Annotated in this window: 16 protein-coding genes and 1 pseudogene; 9 read left to right on the top strand and 8 right to left on the bottom strand. The window is 62.0% G+C overall.

What is annotated here, in order from left to right; all coding sequences use genetic code 11:
* Window positions 1-49: 49 nt before the first annotated feature.
* Both ACS5Q0_RS11890 and ACS5Q0_RS11885 read left to right on the top strand, forming a co-directional pair.
* A complete protein-coding gene (locus ACS5Q0_RS11890) occupies window positions 50-793 on the top strand; it encodes a hypothetical protein (RefSeq protein ID WP_473126845.1) in 744 nt (247 codons plus the stop codon).
* On the top strand, window positions 786-1958 hold the full coding sequence (locus tag ACS5Q0_RS11885) for a thermonuclease family protein (protein ID WP_473126844.1): 1173 nt from the start codon (window positions 786-788) through the stop codon (window positions 1956-1958). Before ACS5Q0_RS11890 ends, ACS5Q0_RS11885 begins: the two co-directional genes overlap by 8 nt.
* Before the next feature lie 52 nt (window positions 1959-2010).
* Here the strand turns inward: ACS5Q0_RS11885 and minE are convergent, their stop codons facing one another.
* Genes minE through minC form a run of 3 tightly spaced genes read right to left on the bottom strand, consistent with a single transcriptional unit; the run spans window position 2011 to window position 3779 of the window.
* A complete protein-coding gene (minE, locus tag ACS5Q0_RS11880; protein WP_473126843.1) occupies window positions 2011-2271 on the bottom strand; it encodes a cell division topological specificity factor MinE in 261 nt (86 codons plus the stop codon).
* A complete protein-coding gene (gene minD, locus ACS5Q0_RS11875; protein ID WP_473126842.1) occupies window positions 2268-3083 on the bottom strand; it encodes a septum site-determining protein MinD in 816 nt (271 codons plus the stop codon). The genes minE and minD overlap by 4 nt, the downstream gene beginning before the upstream one ends.
* 21 nt (window positions 3084-3104) lie before the next feature.
* Complete coding sequence (minC, locus tag ACS5Q0_RS11870) at window positions 3105-3779, bottom strand: septum site-determining protein MinC (protein WP_473126841.1); 675 nt, start codon at window positions 3777-3779, stop codon at window positions 3105-3107.
* Between the two features lie 481 nt (window positions 3780-4260).
* Here minC and ACS5Q0_RS11865 point away from each other — a divergent pair, with 481 nt between their 5' ends.
* Both ACS5Q0_RS11865 and ACS5Q0_RS11860 read left to right on the top strand, forming a co-directional pair.
* Complete coding sequence (locus ACS5Q0_RS11865; protein ID WP_473126972.1) at window positions 4261-5382, top strand: TAXI family TRAP transporter solute-binding subunit; 1122 nt, start codon at window positions 4261-4263, stop codon at window positions 5380-5382.
* Window positions 5383-5460: 78 nt separating this feature from the next.
* Window positions 5461-6999 carry a serine/threonine-protein kinase gene (locus ACS5Q0_RS11860; RefSeq protein ID WP_473126840.1) on the top strand — a complete coding sequence of 513 codons (1539 nt, stop codon included), beginning with the start codon at window positions 5461-5463 and terminating at the stop codon, window positions 6997-6999.
* Between the two features lie 43 nt (window positions 7000-7042).
* Here the strand turns inward: ACS5Q0_RS11860 and ACS5Q0_RS11855 are convergent, their stop codons facing one another.
* Complete coding sequence (locus tag ACS5Q0_RS11855) at window positions 7043-7300, bottom strand: hypothetical protein (protein WP_473126839.1); 258 nt, start codon at window positions 7298-7300, stop codon at window positions 7043-7045.
* Between the two features lie 297 nt (window positions 7301-7597).
* Here ACS5Q0_RS11855 and ACS5Q0_RS11850 point away from each other — a divergent pair, with 297 nt between their 5' ends.
* Together ACS5Q0_RS11850 and ACS5Q0_RS11845 are read left to right on the top strand one after the other, a co-directional pair.
* Window positions 7598-8365 carry a sulfite exporter TauE/SafE family protein gene (locus tag ACS5Q0_RS11850; RefSeq protein ID WP_473126838.1) on the top strand — a complete coding sequence of 256 codons (768 nt, stop codon included), beginning with the start codon at window positions 7598-7600 and terminating at the stop codon, window positions 8363-8365.
* 114 nt (window positions 8366-8479) lie between these two features.
* Complete coding sequence (locus ACS5Q0_RS11845) at window positions 8480-8917, top strand: hypothetical protein (protein WP_473126837.1); 438 nt, start codon at window positions 8480-8482, stop codon at window positions 8915-8917.
* Window positions 8918-8983: 66 nt separating this feature from the next.
* On the opposite strand, the gene ACS5Q0_RS11840 is transcribed toward ACS5Q0_RS11845, so the two are convergent.
* A complete protein-coding gene (locus ACS5Q0_RS11840) occupies window positions 8984-10015 on the bottom strand; it encodes a cysteine synthase A (protein ID WP_473126836.1) in 1032 nt (343 codons plus the stop codon).
* A 199-nt stretch (window positions 10016-10214) separates the two neighbouring features.
* Here ACS5Q0_RS11840 and ACS5Q0_RS11835 point away from each other — a divergent pair, with 199 nt between their 5' ends.
* Window positions 10215-11450 (top strand): YeeE/YedE family protein, encoded by a 1236-nt coding sequence (locus tag ACS5Q0_RS11835; RefSeq protein WP_473126835.1) that lies wholly within the window; start codon window positions 10215-10217, stop codon window positions 11448-11450.
* A gap of 60 nt (window positions 11451-11510) precedes the next feature.
* On the opposite strand, the gene ACS5Q0_RS11830 is transcribed toward ACS5Q0_RS11835, so the two are convergent.
* A complete protein-coding gene (locus ACS5Q0_RS11830; protein ID WP_473126834.1) occupies window positions 11511-12143 on the bottom strand; it encodes a DsbA family oxidoreductase in 633 nt (210 codons plus the stop codon).
* The gene (locus tag ACS5Q0_RS11825; protein WP_473126833.1) at window positions 12133-13113 is read right to left on the bottom strand and encodes a LysR substrate-binding domain-containing protein; all 981 of its coding nucleotides are present in this window, start codon (window positions 13111-13113) and stop codon (window positions 12133-12135) included. Before ACS5Q0_RS11825 ends, ACS5Q0_RS11830 begins: the two co-directional genes overlap by 11 nt.
* A 95-nt stretch (window positions 13114-13208) precedes the next feature.
* Between ACS5Q0_RS11825 and ACS5Q0_RS11820 the strand changes: the two genes are divergently transcribed.
* Window positions 13209-14675 (top strand): catalase, encoded by a 1467-nt coding sequence (locus ACS5Q0_RS11820; RefSeq protein ID WP_473126832.1) that lies wholly within the window; start codon window positions 13209-13211, stop codon window positions 14673-14675.
* Window positions 14676-14734: 59 nt separating this feature from the next.
* Here ACS5Q0_RS11820 and ACS5Q0_RS11815 read toward each other — a convergent pair whose 3' ends face one another.
* Window positions 14735-15385: an MBL fold metallo-hydrolase gene (locus tag ACS5Q0_RS11815; protein WP_473126831.1), complete on the bottom strand. Its 651-nt coding sequence runs from the start codon at window positions 15383-15385 to the stop codon at window positions 14735-14737.
* Between the two features lie 139 nt (window positions 15386-15524).
* Between ACS5Q0_RS11815 and ACS5Q0_RS11810 the strand changes: the two are divergent.
* A pseudogene (locus ACS5Q0_RS11810) lies at window positions 15525-15659 on the top strand (S-(hydroxymethyl)glutathione dehydrogenase); the annotation flags it as partial.

Genomic DNA, 15659 nt, shown 5'->3' with positions numbered 1-15659 from the left:
TTTACCCAGTCACCGTTTCTGACTGAGAGAAAGCTGTTCGGACAATTCCATGCAGAAGGCCCGGTTTCTGACAACGACGCTGTCCATCGCCGCATTGCTGTGCCCGGGCGGCCCGATGGCTTATGCCCAAGAGGCAAGGCCATGGGTCGACCCGCCGGCGGCCGGCAGCGCCGCGCCTGTGCCCAAGCCACCCGCCCAACCGTCCCAATCGTCTCAGTCTCCCAAGCTCCCCATCGTCTCGCCGGGTCCGGAGACGCAGCCGCTGCAGGCCGCCCCGCAACCTTCGCCACAGACACAAGCGGAGCCGCGCACGAAAGCGGCTGAACCGCAGTCACAGCCGCGACCCGAGCCACGCCATTCGAGGGCGGATGCGGCCAAGAACTTCGCTATCGATTACCTGGCTTCATGGTCGGCACGGAACGATGTGGCGCTCGACGCCACGGCCGAGCTTTATGCGCCCCGGGTTCTCTTCCATGGGCGAACCATGAGCCTCGAGCGGCTGTTCAAGGAAAAGCAGCGCTTTGCCCGGCGATGGCCCCAGCGCGATTACCGTCCCCGTCAGGACGCGATCGGCGCCGATTGTAACCCGGCCGGCACGGTCTGCACCGTGCATACGGTCTTCGACTATACCGCCACCAACCCGAAGCGGCGCCGGACATCGGAAGGATCGGGCGCGCTTCAGCTTGTCGTAGAGTTCATCGGCGAAAAGCCGGTGATCGTCGCGGAGCACAGCACCCTGCTCAAACAGACCCGCAAGCGTACGCTTGCTTTGGAGGGAAACTCGAATGAGTGATGTCGCGTCTCATCACGAGACTTCCAGAGATCTGGGCAACACTCCGGTCGGCAATGCCGTGCAGATGAGGGAGCAAATGCGCGCGCTCATCCATGCGGAGATTGAAAAGCTCAATCCCACCGACGATGCGCGGCGGGCTTTGGAGCTCATTATTGAATCGTCCTTGCGCCCCTCGCGGGTCGATGGGGAGCTTCGGCTCACGGTGATCGATTCCGCGGGGCAGCCGCGCACGGCGGAAAAGAATGGAGAGCAGGTTCCATTAACCTTGCAAGATCTGATTGCCGAATTGCGCTCGGCCCATCCGGTTCTCTTCAAAGGGCAGCCCGCGCCGAACCCGGCTATCGCCGCGACGGCATCGGCTCCGATGCATCACCCATCACCGTCCGATGAGCGGGACGGAAAACGGGACTGGCTGAAGCTCGATCCCGGCGAACCGGAACCTGAAAACACGCCGGGACCATCGCTCGCAACGCATGCGCTCGCCCGTTGGCGCAAAGGAAAAGTTCGTTTCCATAGCTGGTCCAAGAGGATGTCCCGCACCTTGGCGAGTACCGGCACGGTAGCGAGCGCTCGCAGGGGAGTCGCCACTTCCCTTGAGGATTCCAAGAATCGCGCTCAGGCGTTCTTCGACAATCTGCAGGACAAGCCCGTATCTCGTCGCCCCGGTTTCGCCCTGGGTCTCGTCGCGGCGGTTCTGCTGCTCCTCGGCTTCGGCGCTTTCCTGCTCCTTCGTCCCGGCAACGTTACGCAAGCGAGTATCGATGAACCGTCGGAAACGGGCGCTCTGGCCTCCAGCCAGGTTGCAACAGCACAGCCTCCCACGACCCGGTCGTCCGGCGGACATACCCTGCGCGGCGTGCCGGACGTGATCGATACGGCCACCTTGTCCCTGGAGGGTGAAGTCGTTCGCCTGTTTGGGGTGGAATGGGCCCCTGGCGCCGGCAAGCCTGAAGACCTGACGAATTACCTTCAAGGCCGCGAGGTCACCTGCGATCCCACCGGCGGCGCCGATACCTACCGCTGCCGGGTCGGCGAGCAGGATCTATCCCGCGTTATTCTGTTCAATGGCGGCGGGCAGCCCACCGCAGAGGCCACGCCGGAACTCAAGGCTGCGGCGGACAAAGCACGCGAAGCGAAGATCGGCGTGTGGAGCAAACAACCATAAGCGAAACGGCCCTCTGCTGGCAGAGGGCCGTCCGTTTGTCGTGAGACGTCCGTCAGCGTGCGCCGACAGGCGCTGGAATCTCGACTTCGATCTCGAGCGTGGAGATGTCCGCATCGCGGTTCATCTTCACTTGGACGTTGTCGTGCTCGACCATCACGTGGCGGCGGACGACGGCGAGGATTTCCTCGCGCAGCTTCGCCACCAGATCGGGCTGCCCGCCGACGACGCCACGCTCATGTGCCAGCAGGATCTGCAGGCGCTCGCGCGCGACAGGCGCTGAGGACCGGCGGTTGAAGAAACTCATGAGGCTCATGCAGCCCTCCGTCCGAACAATTTACCGAACAGGCCCTTCTTGTCGCTCGGGATCGTCATCTCGAGGGTCTCGCCCTTGAGGCGACGTGCGGCGTCAAAATAAGCACGGCCTGGCGCGCTCGCGGGATTGTTGAGAGTCACCGGCGAGCCCATGTTGGAAGCCTTGAGAACCTCTTCGCTTTCCGGGATGATTCCGATGAGCGGAATGGAGAGGATCTCCAGAACGTCTTCGACTTTGAGCATCTCGCCGCGCTCGGCGCGCACGGGATCGTAGCGGGTCAGCAGCAGGTGCTTCTCGATGCGGTCGCCGTTCTCCGCCTTCTCGGTCTTCGAATCGAGGAGGCCGATGATTCGGTCGGAGTCGCGCACCGAGGATACTTCCGGATTGGTGACCACGACCGCCACATCCGCGTGACGCATGGCCATGGTCGCGCCACGCTCAATTCCGGCGGGGCTGTCGCAGATGATCCAGTCGAATTTCTCGCGCAGCTCGCCGAGAACGCGGGCCACGCCCTCTTCCGTCAGGGCATCCTTGTCACGGGTCTGCGACGCAGGAAGCAGAGACAGGTTCTCGATCCGCTTGTCGCGGATGAGGGCCTGCGAGAGCTTCGCATCGCCCTGCACGACATTGATGAGATCGAACACCACGCGGCGCTCCGCGCCCATGACGAGATCGAGATTGCGCAGGCCGACGTCGAAGTCGATGACGACGACCTTGTCGCCGCCATGCGCCAGCGCCGCGCCCAGAGCTGCCGAGGACGTTGTCTTGCCAACGCCACCTTTGCCGGATGTTACGACCAAGACTTTGGCCATTGTCGTCTCTCTTTCTCTCTATCAATCCAGGGTTTGCAGGATGATCGAATCGCCATCCAGGTTCACCTGGATGGGTTGACCGTGGAATTTTGAGCCGAGGTCATCGGCAGTCTTGTAGAGACCGTCGATGGCGATCAGCTCGGCCTCGAACTTTCTGCAGAAGATGCGGGCGCGGGAATTGCCTGTGCAGCCCGCGATGGCGCGGCCGCGCAATGCGCCGTAAATGTGGATGGAGCCGCCCGCCACAATCTCCGCGCCCGAAGCGACGGAGCCGAGTACCGTCACGTCGCCCTCCGGGTGAAGGATCGACTGGCCCGAACGCACGGATCCTTCGATCATCAGCGACTTTTCGGCGGACGGCTGATACTCGAGCGAGGATACGGCGGCAACCGCCGCGTCGGCGGCATCGACCCCATCCGGTATGTCGATCTCGCCCGCAGGCTTGCCGCCGGTGATCTGCTGCGGCATGTCCGGCTCGACATTCTCAGGCGCGGCGCCCTCTAGGCCGACGATGCGGATATTGCGCATCTTGAACGCGGCCAGGAGAAACTTCAGCTCGGACTTGGAGGGCTTGAGATTCGAAACGTCGGCAATGATCGGACGTCCGGAGAAAAATCCGGGCGAACGCTTCGATACGGCGTCGAGGTCCTCGAGCCAGTCCCTCAGCGGCACTTCAGGCGCGAGGACCAGGGCCATGAAGGACCTGCCACGAAAGCGAAGAGCGGGACGGGGGCGAACGGCGATGGTCACGGGAGTTCAAATTCCTTTAATACCCCCCGATTTCGAACGCTTATGGTTAATGGACCGTTAAGACTTCCCCGCCTTGCTAACAATTTTTCAGTAGCCGCGCGGAAAAGCTCGCCTGCACCTAGGGGTATGACATGACATTCCGTTAAGGAATTGAACCGCGAGAGAGGAATATAAAGATAAAAAGTATTACTTTATGGCTATTCTCTATCACTTCTTGAGTATTAATCCGGGCTTAAAACACAATTGACCGAGAATTCAACGAGCATACGATCCAAATTCGTTCGTTGAGCTTCTCAGATTCAACAAGACTATTTTCACAATACTGAATTGTTAAGCAGAACGATTGAGACGTTAAAACAGCCAAAGGCGGGCCCAGGGAGGACGACGAATGGCGGGTCGGGTTCATGACTTTTTATCCCTCACTCCTTTGATTCGGCGGGCATTTCAGGCAACGATCGTTGCGGCCGGACTTCTCTCGATCATGACAGGCGTCTCCGCGCAGACAGCCTCGGGCTTCAGCGCATCCCGTGCCAACAAGGGCACTCTGGGGGTCATCTCGGGCGGCGCCGACGGCACCTATATCCGAATTGCCGCGGACCTCGCGAACGTGCTCGACAACGACGATCTGCGCGTCTTACCCATGATCGGGCGTGGATCGCTGCAGAACCTGAAGGACATCATGTTTCTGCGCGGTGTGGACATCGGCATCGTGCAGATGGATGCCCGCGAGCAACTGAAGGCCGAGAACCTCCAGAATGACGCGACCCAACGCCTGCGCTTCATCGCGCGGCTCTACAACGAAGAGGTCCACCTTATCGCCAGCCGCGACATCCTGGATATTCGGCAGCTCGACGGAAAGAAGGTCAATATCGACAAGGCGGGAAGCGGCACCAACCTGACCGCGCGCCTCATCTTCGAGAAGCTCGGGATCAAGCCGGAATTAACGACCTTCGATCAGGCATCGTCCTATGCGAAGCTCAAGTCCGGGGAGATTGAGGCTGCTCTCTACGTCGCAGGGCGTCCGGTTCGCGCCATTGCGGAATTCCAGACCGACGGGCGCTTTCATCTTCTGTCGATCCCTTTCGAGGGCGAAATCGCCGATTCCTATTTTCCCGCCCGATTCGAGAACACGGATTATCCGCAGCTCGTGGAGCAGGATAAACCCGTCGATACTTTGGCGGTCGGCAGTCTGCTCGCTGTCTACAACTGGCCCGAGAATACCGACCGGTATAATCGCGTGAAGCGCTTCGTGGATGCGTTCTTCTCCCGGTTCGACGAATTCCTCCAGCCTGGTCATCATCCGAAATGGAAGGAAGTCAACCTCGCCGCCGATGTTCCTGGCTGGCAACGCATCAGGGCTGCGCAGGATTGGCTCGACCGCGCAGGCACCGCCGGCCATTCGTCGCCGGAGATGCAATCCTTCGAAACTTTCATGCAGAGCAAGGGTGTGACGGTCTCGAAAGAACAGCGGGAGGCTCTCTTCCGAGACTTCCTGGCTTGGCGAAACGACCGCCAGAAGGCGGCCCGCAGGATCACCCGACAGGAATAGCCATTCCTGGAGGCACGACAGACAGGACCGATCCCGAAGGCCGCATCAGCCTTCGGGCACTGCCCGAGGAGGTCCGACATGAATCAGCGATATCGTTCTCGCTCTCCGAACCCTTGTACCGAATGGCTGGCGATCTCATTGATCGGCCTCTCGCTTGCAGGCCCGGCTTGCGCGGAGAATCTTCCGGCCAGTGGCATCGATCCTTCCGCAAGTGGCAGCGCGGTGATCGGAGCAGAAGGAGTGGACGACCTGTCCGTCCTACTTCCCATCCTGGTGACATCCGCTGAGCAGAAGCGCCTTGCGGCAGATCTTCGCGACGCCATCGAACACGGCAACCTGAAGCAAGCGGAAAGCAATCTGACTGCGGCGATCGAGACCGGCACTCTCGCCATTGCCTTGGTGAATAGCCTGCGGGATCCCAACCTGCTTTCAACCTTGCGAGGTCTTGACCTTCAAATCGTCCGGTTGCCGGGCGACGCTCCTGTGGAAGGAAACGTGCCTGCCCAGGCAGCCGCAGCCAATCTGGCGCAGCTTCAGGAAGCCCTGGATCATGAGCAGTCCTATAGCGGCATGGTCACGCGGACGCTGAGCGATCTCATGGAGCGGTACAACGTGCTCGCATCCGGTGCTGATACGGAATCTCCCGCCGTACTCAAGGTGTCCGAGTTGCAGAACGACCTGCAGCACGAGCAGCGGCAGCGTGAGACGATTGCGCAGGAGCTCGCAAGCCTTCAGGCGGATTATCGGACGCTTCAAGCGGCCAAGGAGGCGAGCAGCTCGTCGATGTCACGGGAGGTTTCGGATCTGGAAGCTCGGCTGCAGCAAGAGCACCAACGCAGTGAAGAGGCCGAACGCCAACTCGCCAGCGCGCGGGAGGAGGCGCGCAGCCTCCTCGCCTTTAAAGACGGTGAGATCAAGGACAGAGAGGCGAAATCGGCGGCTCGCATCGCTGAGCTGGAAGATGTCCTGTCACAGGCTCAGGCCAGGGCCGACGAGTTCGCGCGCAGGCTCTCCGATGCGACCGAGGCCCTGCATGCGATCCAGGAGGCGAATGAACGCAAGCCGGTCGCGCTGGTGCTGCAATCTGCGCCCGTCGAACCAAGGACAAACACGGTCATTCTGCAGGCAGCGGCTTCTGAACCAGCCCCCACCGCTCCGCCCCCCAAGCAGGTCGGCGCCGCCCCTCGTAACGGCGCGCCTTCTGCGCAAGAGGGCGCTCTGATCGAGGTCGCACGACTTCCCGAGAGTATCCGCCCCCTGTCGGCGAGCGCCACGCCCGATGTCGCTTCCGTCCTGACCGGGACGAAGCCGGTCCCGGAGGTCAAGGCGAGCGCTCCCCCACAGACCGTCGCGCCGGATGACCGCCTGGCGAACCGCGCAGACGAACTCTTCCGCAAAGGCGATGTGAGCGGCGCCCGCCTCCTGCTCGAGCGATCGCTGAAGAACGGCAATGCACGGGCGGCCTTCCTGCTTGCCGAGACCTTCGACCCCCGTGTTCTGTCGGAGCTTGGAGTCAGGGGCCTTCGTGGAGATCCGGGAAAGGCGCGGGAATTCTATACGAGAGCCCAAGCGCTCGGAATGCCACAAGCCGCCGAACGCCTGGAGACATTGAAATGAAGCAGCAAAAAGGGAGATAACCGAACGGACTTCCGGGGCGCCCTCAGAAGGGCACCCACTCGCCGTTCTCGGTCAGCGATTCGACGGCTCGCTCCAAAGCGGTGCCGGCATCCAGAAGCTGCTGGGCGGTCTGCTGGATTCGCAGAGAGGGGCCGGGAAGGGCCGCCACATGCTCCGTCATCTCGCGCACGCGCTCGACCAAGTCGATGAGATCCGCGGCCAATGCCGCTCGCTCCTCCGCCTCCGAATGGGCGGGTCTGGCCTGTTTCAGGCGTGGGGCGAGAGGGATGACGTTCGACATGTGTTCTAAAATCCGCTTTCGCGGACTGAAGAGCAATGGACGCTCACGTTACGATCCACAGGAAAGCGCCGGTTTTGCAGCCTTAAAGCGCGCCTTTTCGCCGCTTTCGGCCTTCTAGAGCTGCTTCCACTTGTATGGAACCCGCTCTTTTCTTTGCTTTTCCGGAAATTGACGGCGGACTGGATCCACTTCGCCGAAGAATGCTCTAGACCTTCGCCCTATGGGCTCTGGGAGCGCCAGCGTGCTATTTGCCCCATTCCAGCCCCCTTGCCTTTTCCTCACCAGACAGATCGGACCATGGAACTTACCACTGCGGCTCTTCTTGCGGCTTCGGGCCTTGCAGCCGGTCTCGTCAACGCCATCGCCGGCGGCGGAACCTTCTTTACCTTCTCGGCCCTCGTCGCGGCCGGCCTCCCTCCCGTGGTGGCCAATGCCACGAGCGCGGTAGCGGTGACGCCTGCCAATCTGTCGAGCGCCTGGGCCTACCGTCGCGAGCTCGCTGCGAATGCCCGGCGTTTCGCGGCTCTGGGCGTGGTGAGCCTGATCGGCGGTCTGGGCGGCGCCTACATTCTCACCGTCACGAACAATGACGCCTTCCGCCAACTCGTGCCGTGGCTGCTGCTGTTCGCAACCGCGCTCTTCGCCGCGAGCCCGCGCATCGTGGCGCTCGCCCGCCGGATCGGAAAGAGCGAGGGCAAGCATCCCTCCACCCGTGCCTGGGCGACAGGTCTCGCCTTCCAAACGCTCGTCGCCATCTATGGCGGATTCTTCGGTGCCGGAATGGGCATCGTGATGCTGGCGGCGCTCGCGATCACCGAAGGCGACGACTTTCACCTCATCAACTCGGCAAAGCATCTCTGTTCCACGCTGATCCAGCTCGTCGCCGTCGTGCTGTTCATTGCAGCGGGTCTCGTGAGCTGGCCCGAGACCTTCATTGTCGGCGCAGCATCCGTGATCGGCGGCTATCTCGGCGTTGTTTTCGGACGCCGCCTGCCCGCGAACGTGATCCGCTGGCTGGTGATCGGCGTGGGCGCTTCACTGACACTTTATTTCTTCATTCGCTGACGGCGCGTGAAAACGTCGTACGCTGCGCGCTTTTCTTCGAACCTGCCCGATTCACGCCACAACAATCCCGCTTTCTGTCACGGTTCGAATCCATAGCCTTTAAAGGATGATCTCGTGGCTGAAACACAGAAACTTGCAGATCTCAGCAGCACGCAATCGGTGAGCGCTCTCGGCTTGCGCTGGGCCGCCTTGCGCGGCATGCTGAACTCGCCCCTGATCACCGCCGAGGAACAGCGGGCGCTCCGCGACGAGTTGCTGGTCGAGCTCGCCACTGTCGAGCAGGATTTCAGCACCCTGCAGTCCCGTAGCCCGATGGAGATCTCGGCAAAGGTCGACATCGCGAAATCCGCACTGCGGGACAAGATCGACACGAGCGAGTTGTGGATGATCGATCTCCTCGAGAGCATCCAAGCGGATCTTTCGAATGTCACGACCGCTCCCAAGAACGGACCGGTTCAAGCGACACGCCCGCCGGTCAATCTCTCCCGCACGCATCCGCAACGGGCAGAGGACGGCGAGATGCCGGAGGCCAGCACGCCGTCTGCCGCATAAAGCGCATTGGTAGATCGAACGCCGCGTCCGACCGAAAAACCGGGCGCGGCGTTTGCTTGCAACCTTCTACACGAGCCCGGGATCGATCGTGCTCTTGCGCTCCAGCCATTCAGGCACGGGCAAATTCTTTCCGCGCAGGAAAGAGGGGTTGAAGAGCTTCGACTGGTAGCGCGTGCCGTAATCGCAAAGCACGGTCACGACCGTATGCCCAGGACCGAGATGGCGCGCGAGGCGGATCGCTCCTGCAACATTGATGCCCGAGGATCCGCCGAGGCACAGGCCTTCATGCTCCAACAGATCGAAAATGATCGGTAGCGCCTCCTCGTCGGGAATCTGGAACGCCACATCGATGGGCGCGCCCTCCAGGTTCTTCGTCACCCGGCCCTGGCCGATGCCCTCGGTGATCGACGTACCGGTTGCCTTGAGTTCGCCCGTGTTGACCCAGCTCGCGATGGCGGAGCCCATCGGATCCGCGAGCGCGACCGTGATCTTCGGATTGCGCTCCTTCAATGCCATGCCGACGCCGGCGAGCGTTCCACCCGTGCCGACCGCGCTGACGAACCCGTCGACCTTGCCCTCGGTCTGGTCCCAGATCTCCGGCCCGGTCGTTTCGATATGCGCCTGGCGGTTCGCCACGTTGTCGAACTGATTGGCCCAGATGGCTCCATTGGGCTCCGTCGCGGCGAGGCGCTCCGCCAAACGGCCCGACACCTTCACGTAATTGTTGGGATTGGCATAAGGAACCGCGGGCACTTCGATGAGTTCGGCGCCCGCGAGGCGCAGCATGTCCTTTTTCTCCTGGCTCTGCGTCTCAGGGATCACGATGACCGTTCTGAAGCCCATGGCATTGGCGACCAGGGCCAGCCCGATGCCTGTATTGCCTGCGGTTCCTTCCACAATCACGCCGCCGGGTTTCAGCAGCCCGCGCTTCACCGCATCCTGAATGATGAAGAGGGCCGCCCGATCCTTCACCGATTGTCCCGGGTTCATGAACTCGGCCTTGCCGAGAATGGTGCATCCGGTGAGTTCGGAGGCGCGGCGGAGTTTGATGAGCGGAGTATGACCGATAGCGGCGGGGACGTCGGGCTTGATGGACATAGTTGCGATCGCTCCTTGCGATTTGAGGCAGAGAAGCGGACTGCGGATGAGCAGTCGCGATCAAAGCCTAATTCACATCATAAATCTGATAATATCTTTCATTATACACATATTGACGTTCTTTAAAAAGAACCACATGTTCAATTTCCAGGTCGCGAGATCCCTGTCCATCTTCCATTGACATAGCAAGGAAATTCCCATGTCCAGCTCTGCCGTGGCTTCGCCGCTTCCCGCAGGAAATCGCGCGAGCTTGGCCATCAATGCGCCAGCCTCGCTGGCCGCCACAGCCGGTATCCTCGGCGGAGCGGCGCTCCTCGGAACCGTCGTTGCCCCCAAGCAGGCCGCGCTCTACGTGCTCGGCGCTGCGCTCGGTCTGCTGCTCTATCACGCCGCCTTCGGCTTTACCTCCGCTTGGCGCGTCTTCATCGCGGATCGGCGCGGCGAAGGTCTTCGGGCCCAGATGGTGATGCTGGCGATCACTTCCATTCTCTTCTTTCCAGCTCTCGCCGCCGGAACCCTCTTCGGCCAGCCTGTCGCAGGCAATGTCTCCCCCGCCGGGGTCGGCGTCATCTTCGGCGCCTTCATCTTCGGCGTCGGCATGCAGCTCGGCGGCGGCTGCGCCTCCGGCACGCTTTATACCGTGGGCGGTGGCTCCACCCGCATGCTGATCACGCTCGCAACCTTCATCGCAGGCTCCGCCATCGGCGCGGCGCACCTGCATTGGTGGACGGCGCTGCCGAGCCTGCCGAAGATCTCGATCGTGGAGCTGTGGGGCCCCTGGACCGCGCTAGCCGTGCAACTCGCCGCGTTCGCGCTGATCGCCGCCCTCACGGTAGTGTTCGAGAAGCGCCGCCACGGCAGGCTGGTCGAGGCCAAGCCCTCGCCTCGCCTCGGCCTCGCCCGCTTTCTGCGTGGGCCCTGGCCCATCGTCGCGGGTGCGGTAGCCCTCGCGCTGCTGAATGTCGTCACGCTTTATCTCGCTGGACGTCCGTGGGGTGTCACCTCCGCCTTCGCCCTGTGGGGTTCTAAGATCGCAGCCGCCATCGGCTTCGATGTGGCGAGCTGGCCCTACTGGTCCTCTCCCGCACGTCTGGCCGAGCTCAATGGCAGCATCTTCAACGATATCACCACGGTAATGGATTTCGGCATCATCCTCGGCGCCCTGCTCGCGGCATCGCTCGCCGGGCGCTTCGCACCGGTATGGAAAATCCCGCTGCGCTCCGCCATAGCAGCCGTCGGCGGTGGCCTGCTCCTCGGCTATGGCGCGCGCCTCGCCTATGGCTGCAACATCGGAGCCTATTTCTCCGGCATTGCCTCGGGCAGCCTGCACGGCTGGGTCTGGCTCGCCGCAGCCTTCGCCGGCAATGTGATCGGCACCCGGATGCGTCCGCTCTTCGGGCTTGAAGTGGAGCGGTTGAAGCTCACGGGCTGCTAAGGCCAACTGCTAAGAATAGGAAGGACCTTCCGGTGCAAGCCGGAAGGTCCTTCTGATGAATCAGATGGCAGCCTTGCTCTCGCCGGTCGCATAACCGATGACCTCCTTCACCGTCTCATAAGGCTGAGCGCCAGAGATGAGATACGCCTGCTGACCCGCGCTGACGACCAAGGCGGGAACGCCGGAAATACCGATCTGCCGTGCCAAGTGCTGATCATCGACAACTCTCTGCACATAGCGTCCACTGGCAAGAGCCTCACGGAGATCATCGCGATCCAGTCCGACCGATTGGCCGATATCAAGCAGGGTATCGGCATCGGCGAGATCCCGCCCTTCCTCGAAGAAGGCCTTGAACAGCGCTTTGTTCATGACATCGAGCAGGCCTGCCTCGCGCGCGAATTCGGCCGCTTCATGTGCCTTTCGGCTGCGCGGCTGAACCGGTGGCAGCTTGATGGGCAGGCCCCGATCCTGAGCCATCGGATAGACCGACTGGTTCCACACACGGTGGAGGTATTCCGCATTGGGGTCGAGCGTCGGCTCCGGTTCGGGGCGAAGCTCGAAAGAGCGCCAGTCGATCCGAACCCGGCTGCCAAACTCATTCTGGATCTTCTCGAGGACAGGTCGCTCGAGGTAACAGAAGGGGCAGACATAATCGCTCCAGACCGCAATCTGGATTGTGTTCTCATTCGTCATTGCGGCTCTCCTTGGCGGGTTCGGTGAAGGTTGTCTTGTCCCTTGCTTCCAACGCACCGGGAGATTGTCCTGTGCCTTGGTCACGATGCTTGACCATCTTGACGAGCTCGCCAAGGGCGGCGAAGTCCTGCTTTCGCCCAGACGTCTTTCGCCAGACGAGACCAAGGGTGCGCTTGGGCGGATCGTCAGCGAACGGAATGAGCGCCACCCGCTGACGGTCGACCTCTGTCGCAGCGCACAGCTCCGGCAGAAGCGTAATGCCATGGCCTGCGGCCACCATCTGCATGATGGTCGTGAGCGATGCCGCGCCAAGCGCCTTTCGCGCTTGCATGTTGGCGATATGGCAAAAATGAAGCGCCTGATCGCGCAGGCAATGCCCCTCTTCCAAGAGCAGAAGACGCTCCTGCCCGATACGCTCATGCAGATCGTGGGAACTCCATTGCTCCGCCGCCTGCGCCTGCACGGCCACGAGAAAGCGATCGTCGAAAAGAGGCATTCCCTCGAGCTGCGCATTCGGCGCAGGCAGCGCGATCAGCGCCGCGTCGAGATCGCCGCGCAGAAGCTCGTCCAGCAGGATGTCGGTCTGCGTTTCACGGATCTGGAGATCGAGCCTGGGATATTGCCGTGCCACCTCGGTGAGAATTGCCGGGAGGAGATAAGGTGCAACAGAGGGAATGATCCCGAGACGCATGGAGGTGGAGAGCACGCCCTGGTGCTGACATGCCAACTCCGACAATGCACGTACCTGACTGAGGATCGCCTCCGCCCGCTCGGCAACGTCCCGTCCGGCCAGGGTCAGCACGACGGCGTTGCCTCGCCGCTCGACCAGCTCGACCCCGAGCTCCCGCTCCAGTTCCTTGATCTGCATGGAGAGCGCCGGCTGCGTCACCGCGCATTGGTCGGCCGCCATGCCGAAATGCCGCATACGCGCGAGCGCCTCGAAATATCGTAGCTGACGCAGTGTGATCATGATGCCGATAAGAATATCTGATCGGCCGCGGCAATCAATGCGATTGGACGTGATGGGCTTCCGGCGTCATTCTGGCCGCGCACTAGGGGACAACCATGACAAAGACGACAACTCTGACGACTACGGCCGGCGCGCCGATTGCCGACAACCAGAACAGCCTGTCCGCCGGCGAGCGTGGCCCGCTTCTGCTACAGGATTACCAGCTCGTCGAGAAGCTGGCGCACCAGAATCGCGAACGGATCCCCGAGCGCGTGGTGCACGCAAAGGGTTCGGCGGCCTATGGCACGCTGACCATCACCAATGACATCACCCAGTACTCTAAGGCGAAGGTCTTCTCCGAGATCGGTAAGACGACAGAAGTCTTTCTGCGCTTTTCGACCGTGGCCGGTGAGCGCGGCGCCGCGGATGCCGAGCGCGACGTCCGCGGCTTTGCCCTCAAGGTCTACACGGAAGAGGGCAACTGGGACATCGTCGGCAACAACACGCCGGTGTTCTTCATCCGCGACCCGCTGAAGTTCCCGGACTTCATTCGCACCCAGAAGCGCCATCCCTCGACGAATCTGCGCTCACCGACCGCCATGTGGGATTTCTGGTCGCTCAGCCCCGAGAGCCTGCACCAGGTGACGATCCTGTTCTCGGATCGCGGCCTGCCCCAGGGCTACCGCTTCATGCACGGCTTCGGCTCGCACACCTATGCGCTCATCAATGAGGCCGGCGAGCGCTTCTGGGTGAAGTTTCACTTCAAGTCCATGCAGGGCATCAAGACCTGGACGAACCGCGAAGCCGAGGCCGTCGTCGCCAAGGATCGCGAGAGCGCCCAGCGCGATCTCTACGAAGCGATCGAAGGCGGCGATTTCCCGCGCTGGAAGTTCTGCGTGCAGATCATGCCCGAGACGGATGCGGATAAAACCTCGTACAATCCCTTCGACGTTACGAAGGTGTGGCCGCATGCGGAATACCCGCTGATCGAAGTCGGTGTGCTTGAGCTCAGCCGCAATGCTCAGCATTACTTCGCCGAAGTGGAGCAGTCCTCTTTCTCGCCATCCAACATCGTGCCGGGCATCGGCTTCTCGCCCGACAAGATGCTGCAGGGCCGCATCTTCGCCTATGCGGACGCGCACCGCTATCGCGTCGGCACTCATTATGAGGCGCTAACAGTCAACCGTCCGCGCTGCCCGGTCCATCACTATCATGCCGACGGCAGCATGCTGTTCAACATCCCGAACCGGGGCGACGCCTATTACGAGCCGAATTCCTTCAACGGCCCGATGCAGACCGCCCGCGCTGCCGAGCCGCCGCTCAGGATTTCGGGCGATGCCGACCGCTACGATCACCGTGCGGGCAACGACGATTACAAGCAGCCTGGCGACCTCTTCCGCCTCATGACGCCGGAGGAGCAGAACCGGCTCATGGACAATATCGCCGAAGCAATGCAGGGCGTGCCGGAAGAGATCGTGAAGCGCCAGATCGTGCATTTCTACCTCGCCGACAAGGCCTATGGCCTCGGCGTCGCGGAGCGCATGGGTCTGAAGGGCGCCGCAATAGTCCAGGCGGCGGAATAACGAAGAGCCGTAGGGGCAAAGAGAGACGGCCCGGGATCGCTCCCGGGCCGTTATTGTTTTCAGATCAATCCATCGCCCTGCAGGAACGGGTTGGTCTGCCGCTCCTGGCCGATGGTGCTCATGGGGCCATGGCCGCAGATGAAGGCGATGTCGTCGCCGAGCGGCAGAAGCTTGTCTTTGATCGACCTGATCAACGCCTTGCCGTCTCCGCCGGGCAGATCCACGCGACCGACCGAGCCCTGGAACAGCACGTCGCCGACGACGGCGAAGCGCTCATCCTTCGAAACCAGCACAACGCTGCCGGGCGAATGTCCCGGGCAATGCAGAACATCGAGAGTGAGCTCGCCGATGGTCACCGTATCGCCCTCATGAAGCCAGCGGTCCGGCGTGACGGCGCGCGCGGGAATTCCATAAGCCTGTCCCTGCTCGGGGAGGTGCTGAAGCAGGAAGTCGTCCGCCTCATGCGGACCTTCGACCCTCACTCCCAGTTCGTCGCGAAGATCTGCCGCACCCGCCGCATGATCGATGTGACCATGGGTCAGCAAAATCTTCTCCACAGTGACGCCGCTCTGCGCGATGGCGTCGCGGATACGCTCCAGATCCCCGCCCGGATCGATCACCGCCGCCTTCTTGGTCTTCTCACACCACAGCAGCGTGCAGTTCTGCTGAAACGGCGTAACGGGAATGATGGCGGCGCGAACATTGGGCACGGTCTGATCCTTTGATTGTCCATGGACACATATGAGCGGAAGACGCTTCTGGAAAGCCCGGGATCGGGGCGTACCTTCCATTGACCTTCCGTCAGGCAGGTTCACATACTCCCCCCACCGAATCGCAAGGAGAACGAGCATGGAAACCAGGGCCGCAGTAGCGTGGGAGGCAGGCAAGCCTCTGACGATCGAGACGATCCGGCTCGCGGGGCCGCAAGCGGGCGAGGTCCTGGTCGAGGTGATGGCCACCGGCGTGTGCCACACCGACGCCTAC

It is taken from the genome of Microvirga sp. HS2 (assembly GCF_055792805.1).
This window is presented reverse-complemented; position numbering and strand designations above follow the sequence as displayed.

Bases quoted from the DNA above. Each gene is read 5' to 3' on its own strand.
- minC (WP_473126841.1), bottom strand. From the start codon at position 3,779: ATGGCCCTGGTCCTCGCGCCTGAAGTGCCGCTGAGGGACTGGCTCGAG.
- ACS5Q0_RS11885 (WP_473126844.1), top strand. From the start codon at position 786: ATGAGTGATGTCGCGTCTCATCACGAGACTTCCAGAGATCTGGGCAAC.
- ACS5Q0_RS11860 (WP_473126840.1), top strand. From the start codon at position 5,461: ATGAATCAGCGATATCGTTCTCGCTCTCCGAACCCTTGTACCGAATGG.
- ACS5Q0_RS11825 (WP_473126833.1), bottom strand. From the start codon at position 13,113: ATGATCACACTGCGTCAGCTACGATATTTCGAGGCGCTCGCGCGTATG.
- ACS5Q0_RS11820 (WP_473126832.1), top strand. From the start codon at position 13,209: ATGACAAAGACGACAACTCTGACGACTACGGCCGGCGCGCCGATTGCC.
- ACS5Q0_RS11890 (WP_473126845.1), top strand. From the start codon at position 50: ATGCAGAAGGCCCGGTTTCTGACAACGACGCTGTCCATCGCCGCATTG.
- ACS5Q0_RS11830 (WP_473126834.1), bottom strand. From the start codon at position 12,143: ATGACGAATGAGAACACAATCCAGATTGCGGTCTGGAGCGATTATGTC.
- ACS5Q0_RS11835 (WP_473126835.1), top strand. From the start codon at position 10,215: ATGTCCAGCTCTGCCGTGGCTTCGCCGCTTCCCGCAGGAAATCGCGCG.
- ACS5Q0_RS11840 (WP_473126836.1), bottom strand. From the start codon at position 10,015: ATGTCCATCAAGCCCGACGTCCCCGCCGCTATCGGTCATACTCCGCTC.
- minE (WP_473126843.1), bottom strand. From the start codon at position 2,271: ATGAGCCTCATGAGTTTCTTCAACCGCCGGTCCTCAGCGCCTGTCGCG.
- minD (WP_473126842.1), bottom strand. From the start codon at position 3,083: ATGGCCAAAGTCTTGGTCGTAACATCCGGCAAAGGTGGCGTTGGCAAG.
- ACS5Q0_RS11850 (WP_473126838.1), top strand. From the start codon at position 7,598: ATGGAACTTACCACTGCGGCTCTTCTTGCGGCTTCGGGCCTTGCAGCC.
- ACS5Q0_RS11855 (WP_473126839.1), bottom strand. From the start codon at position 7,300: ATGTCGAACGTCATCCCTCTCGCCCCACGCCTGAAACAGGCCAGACCC.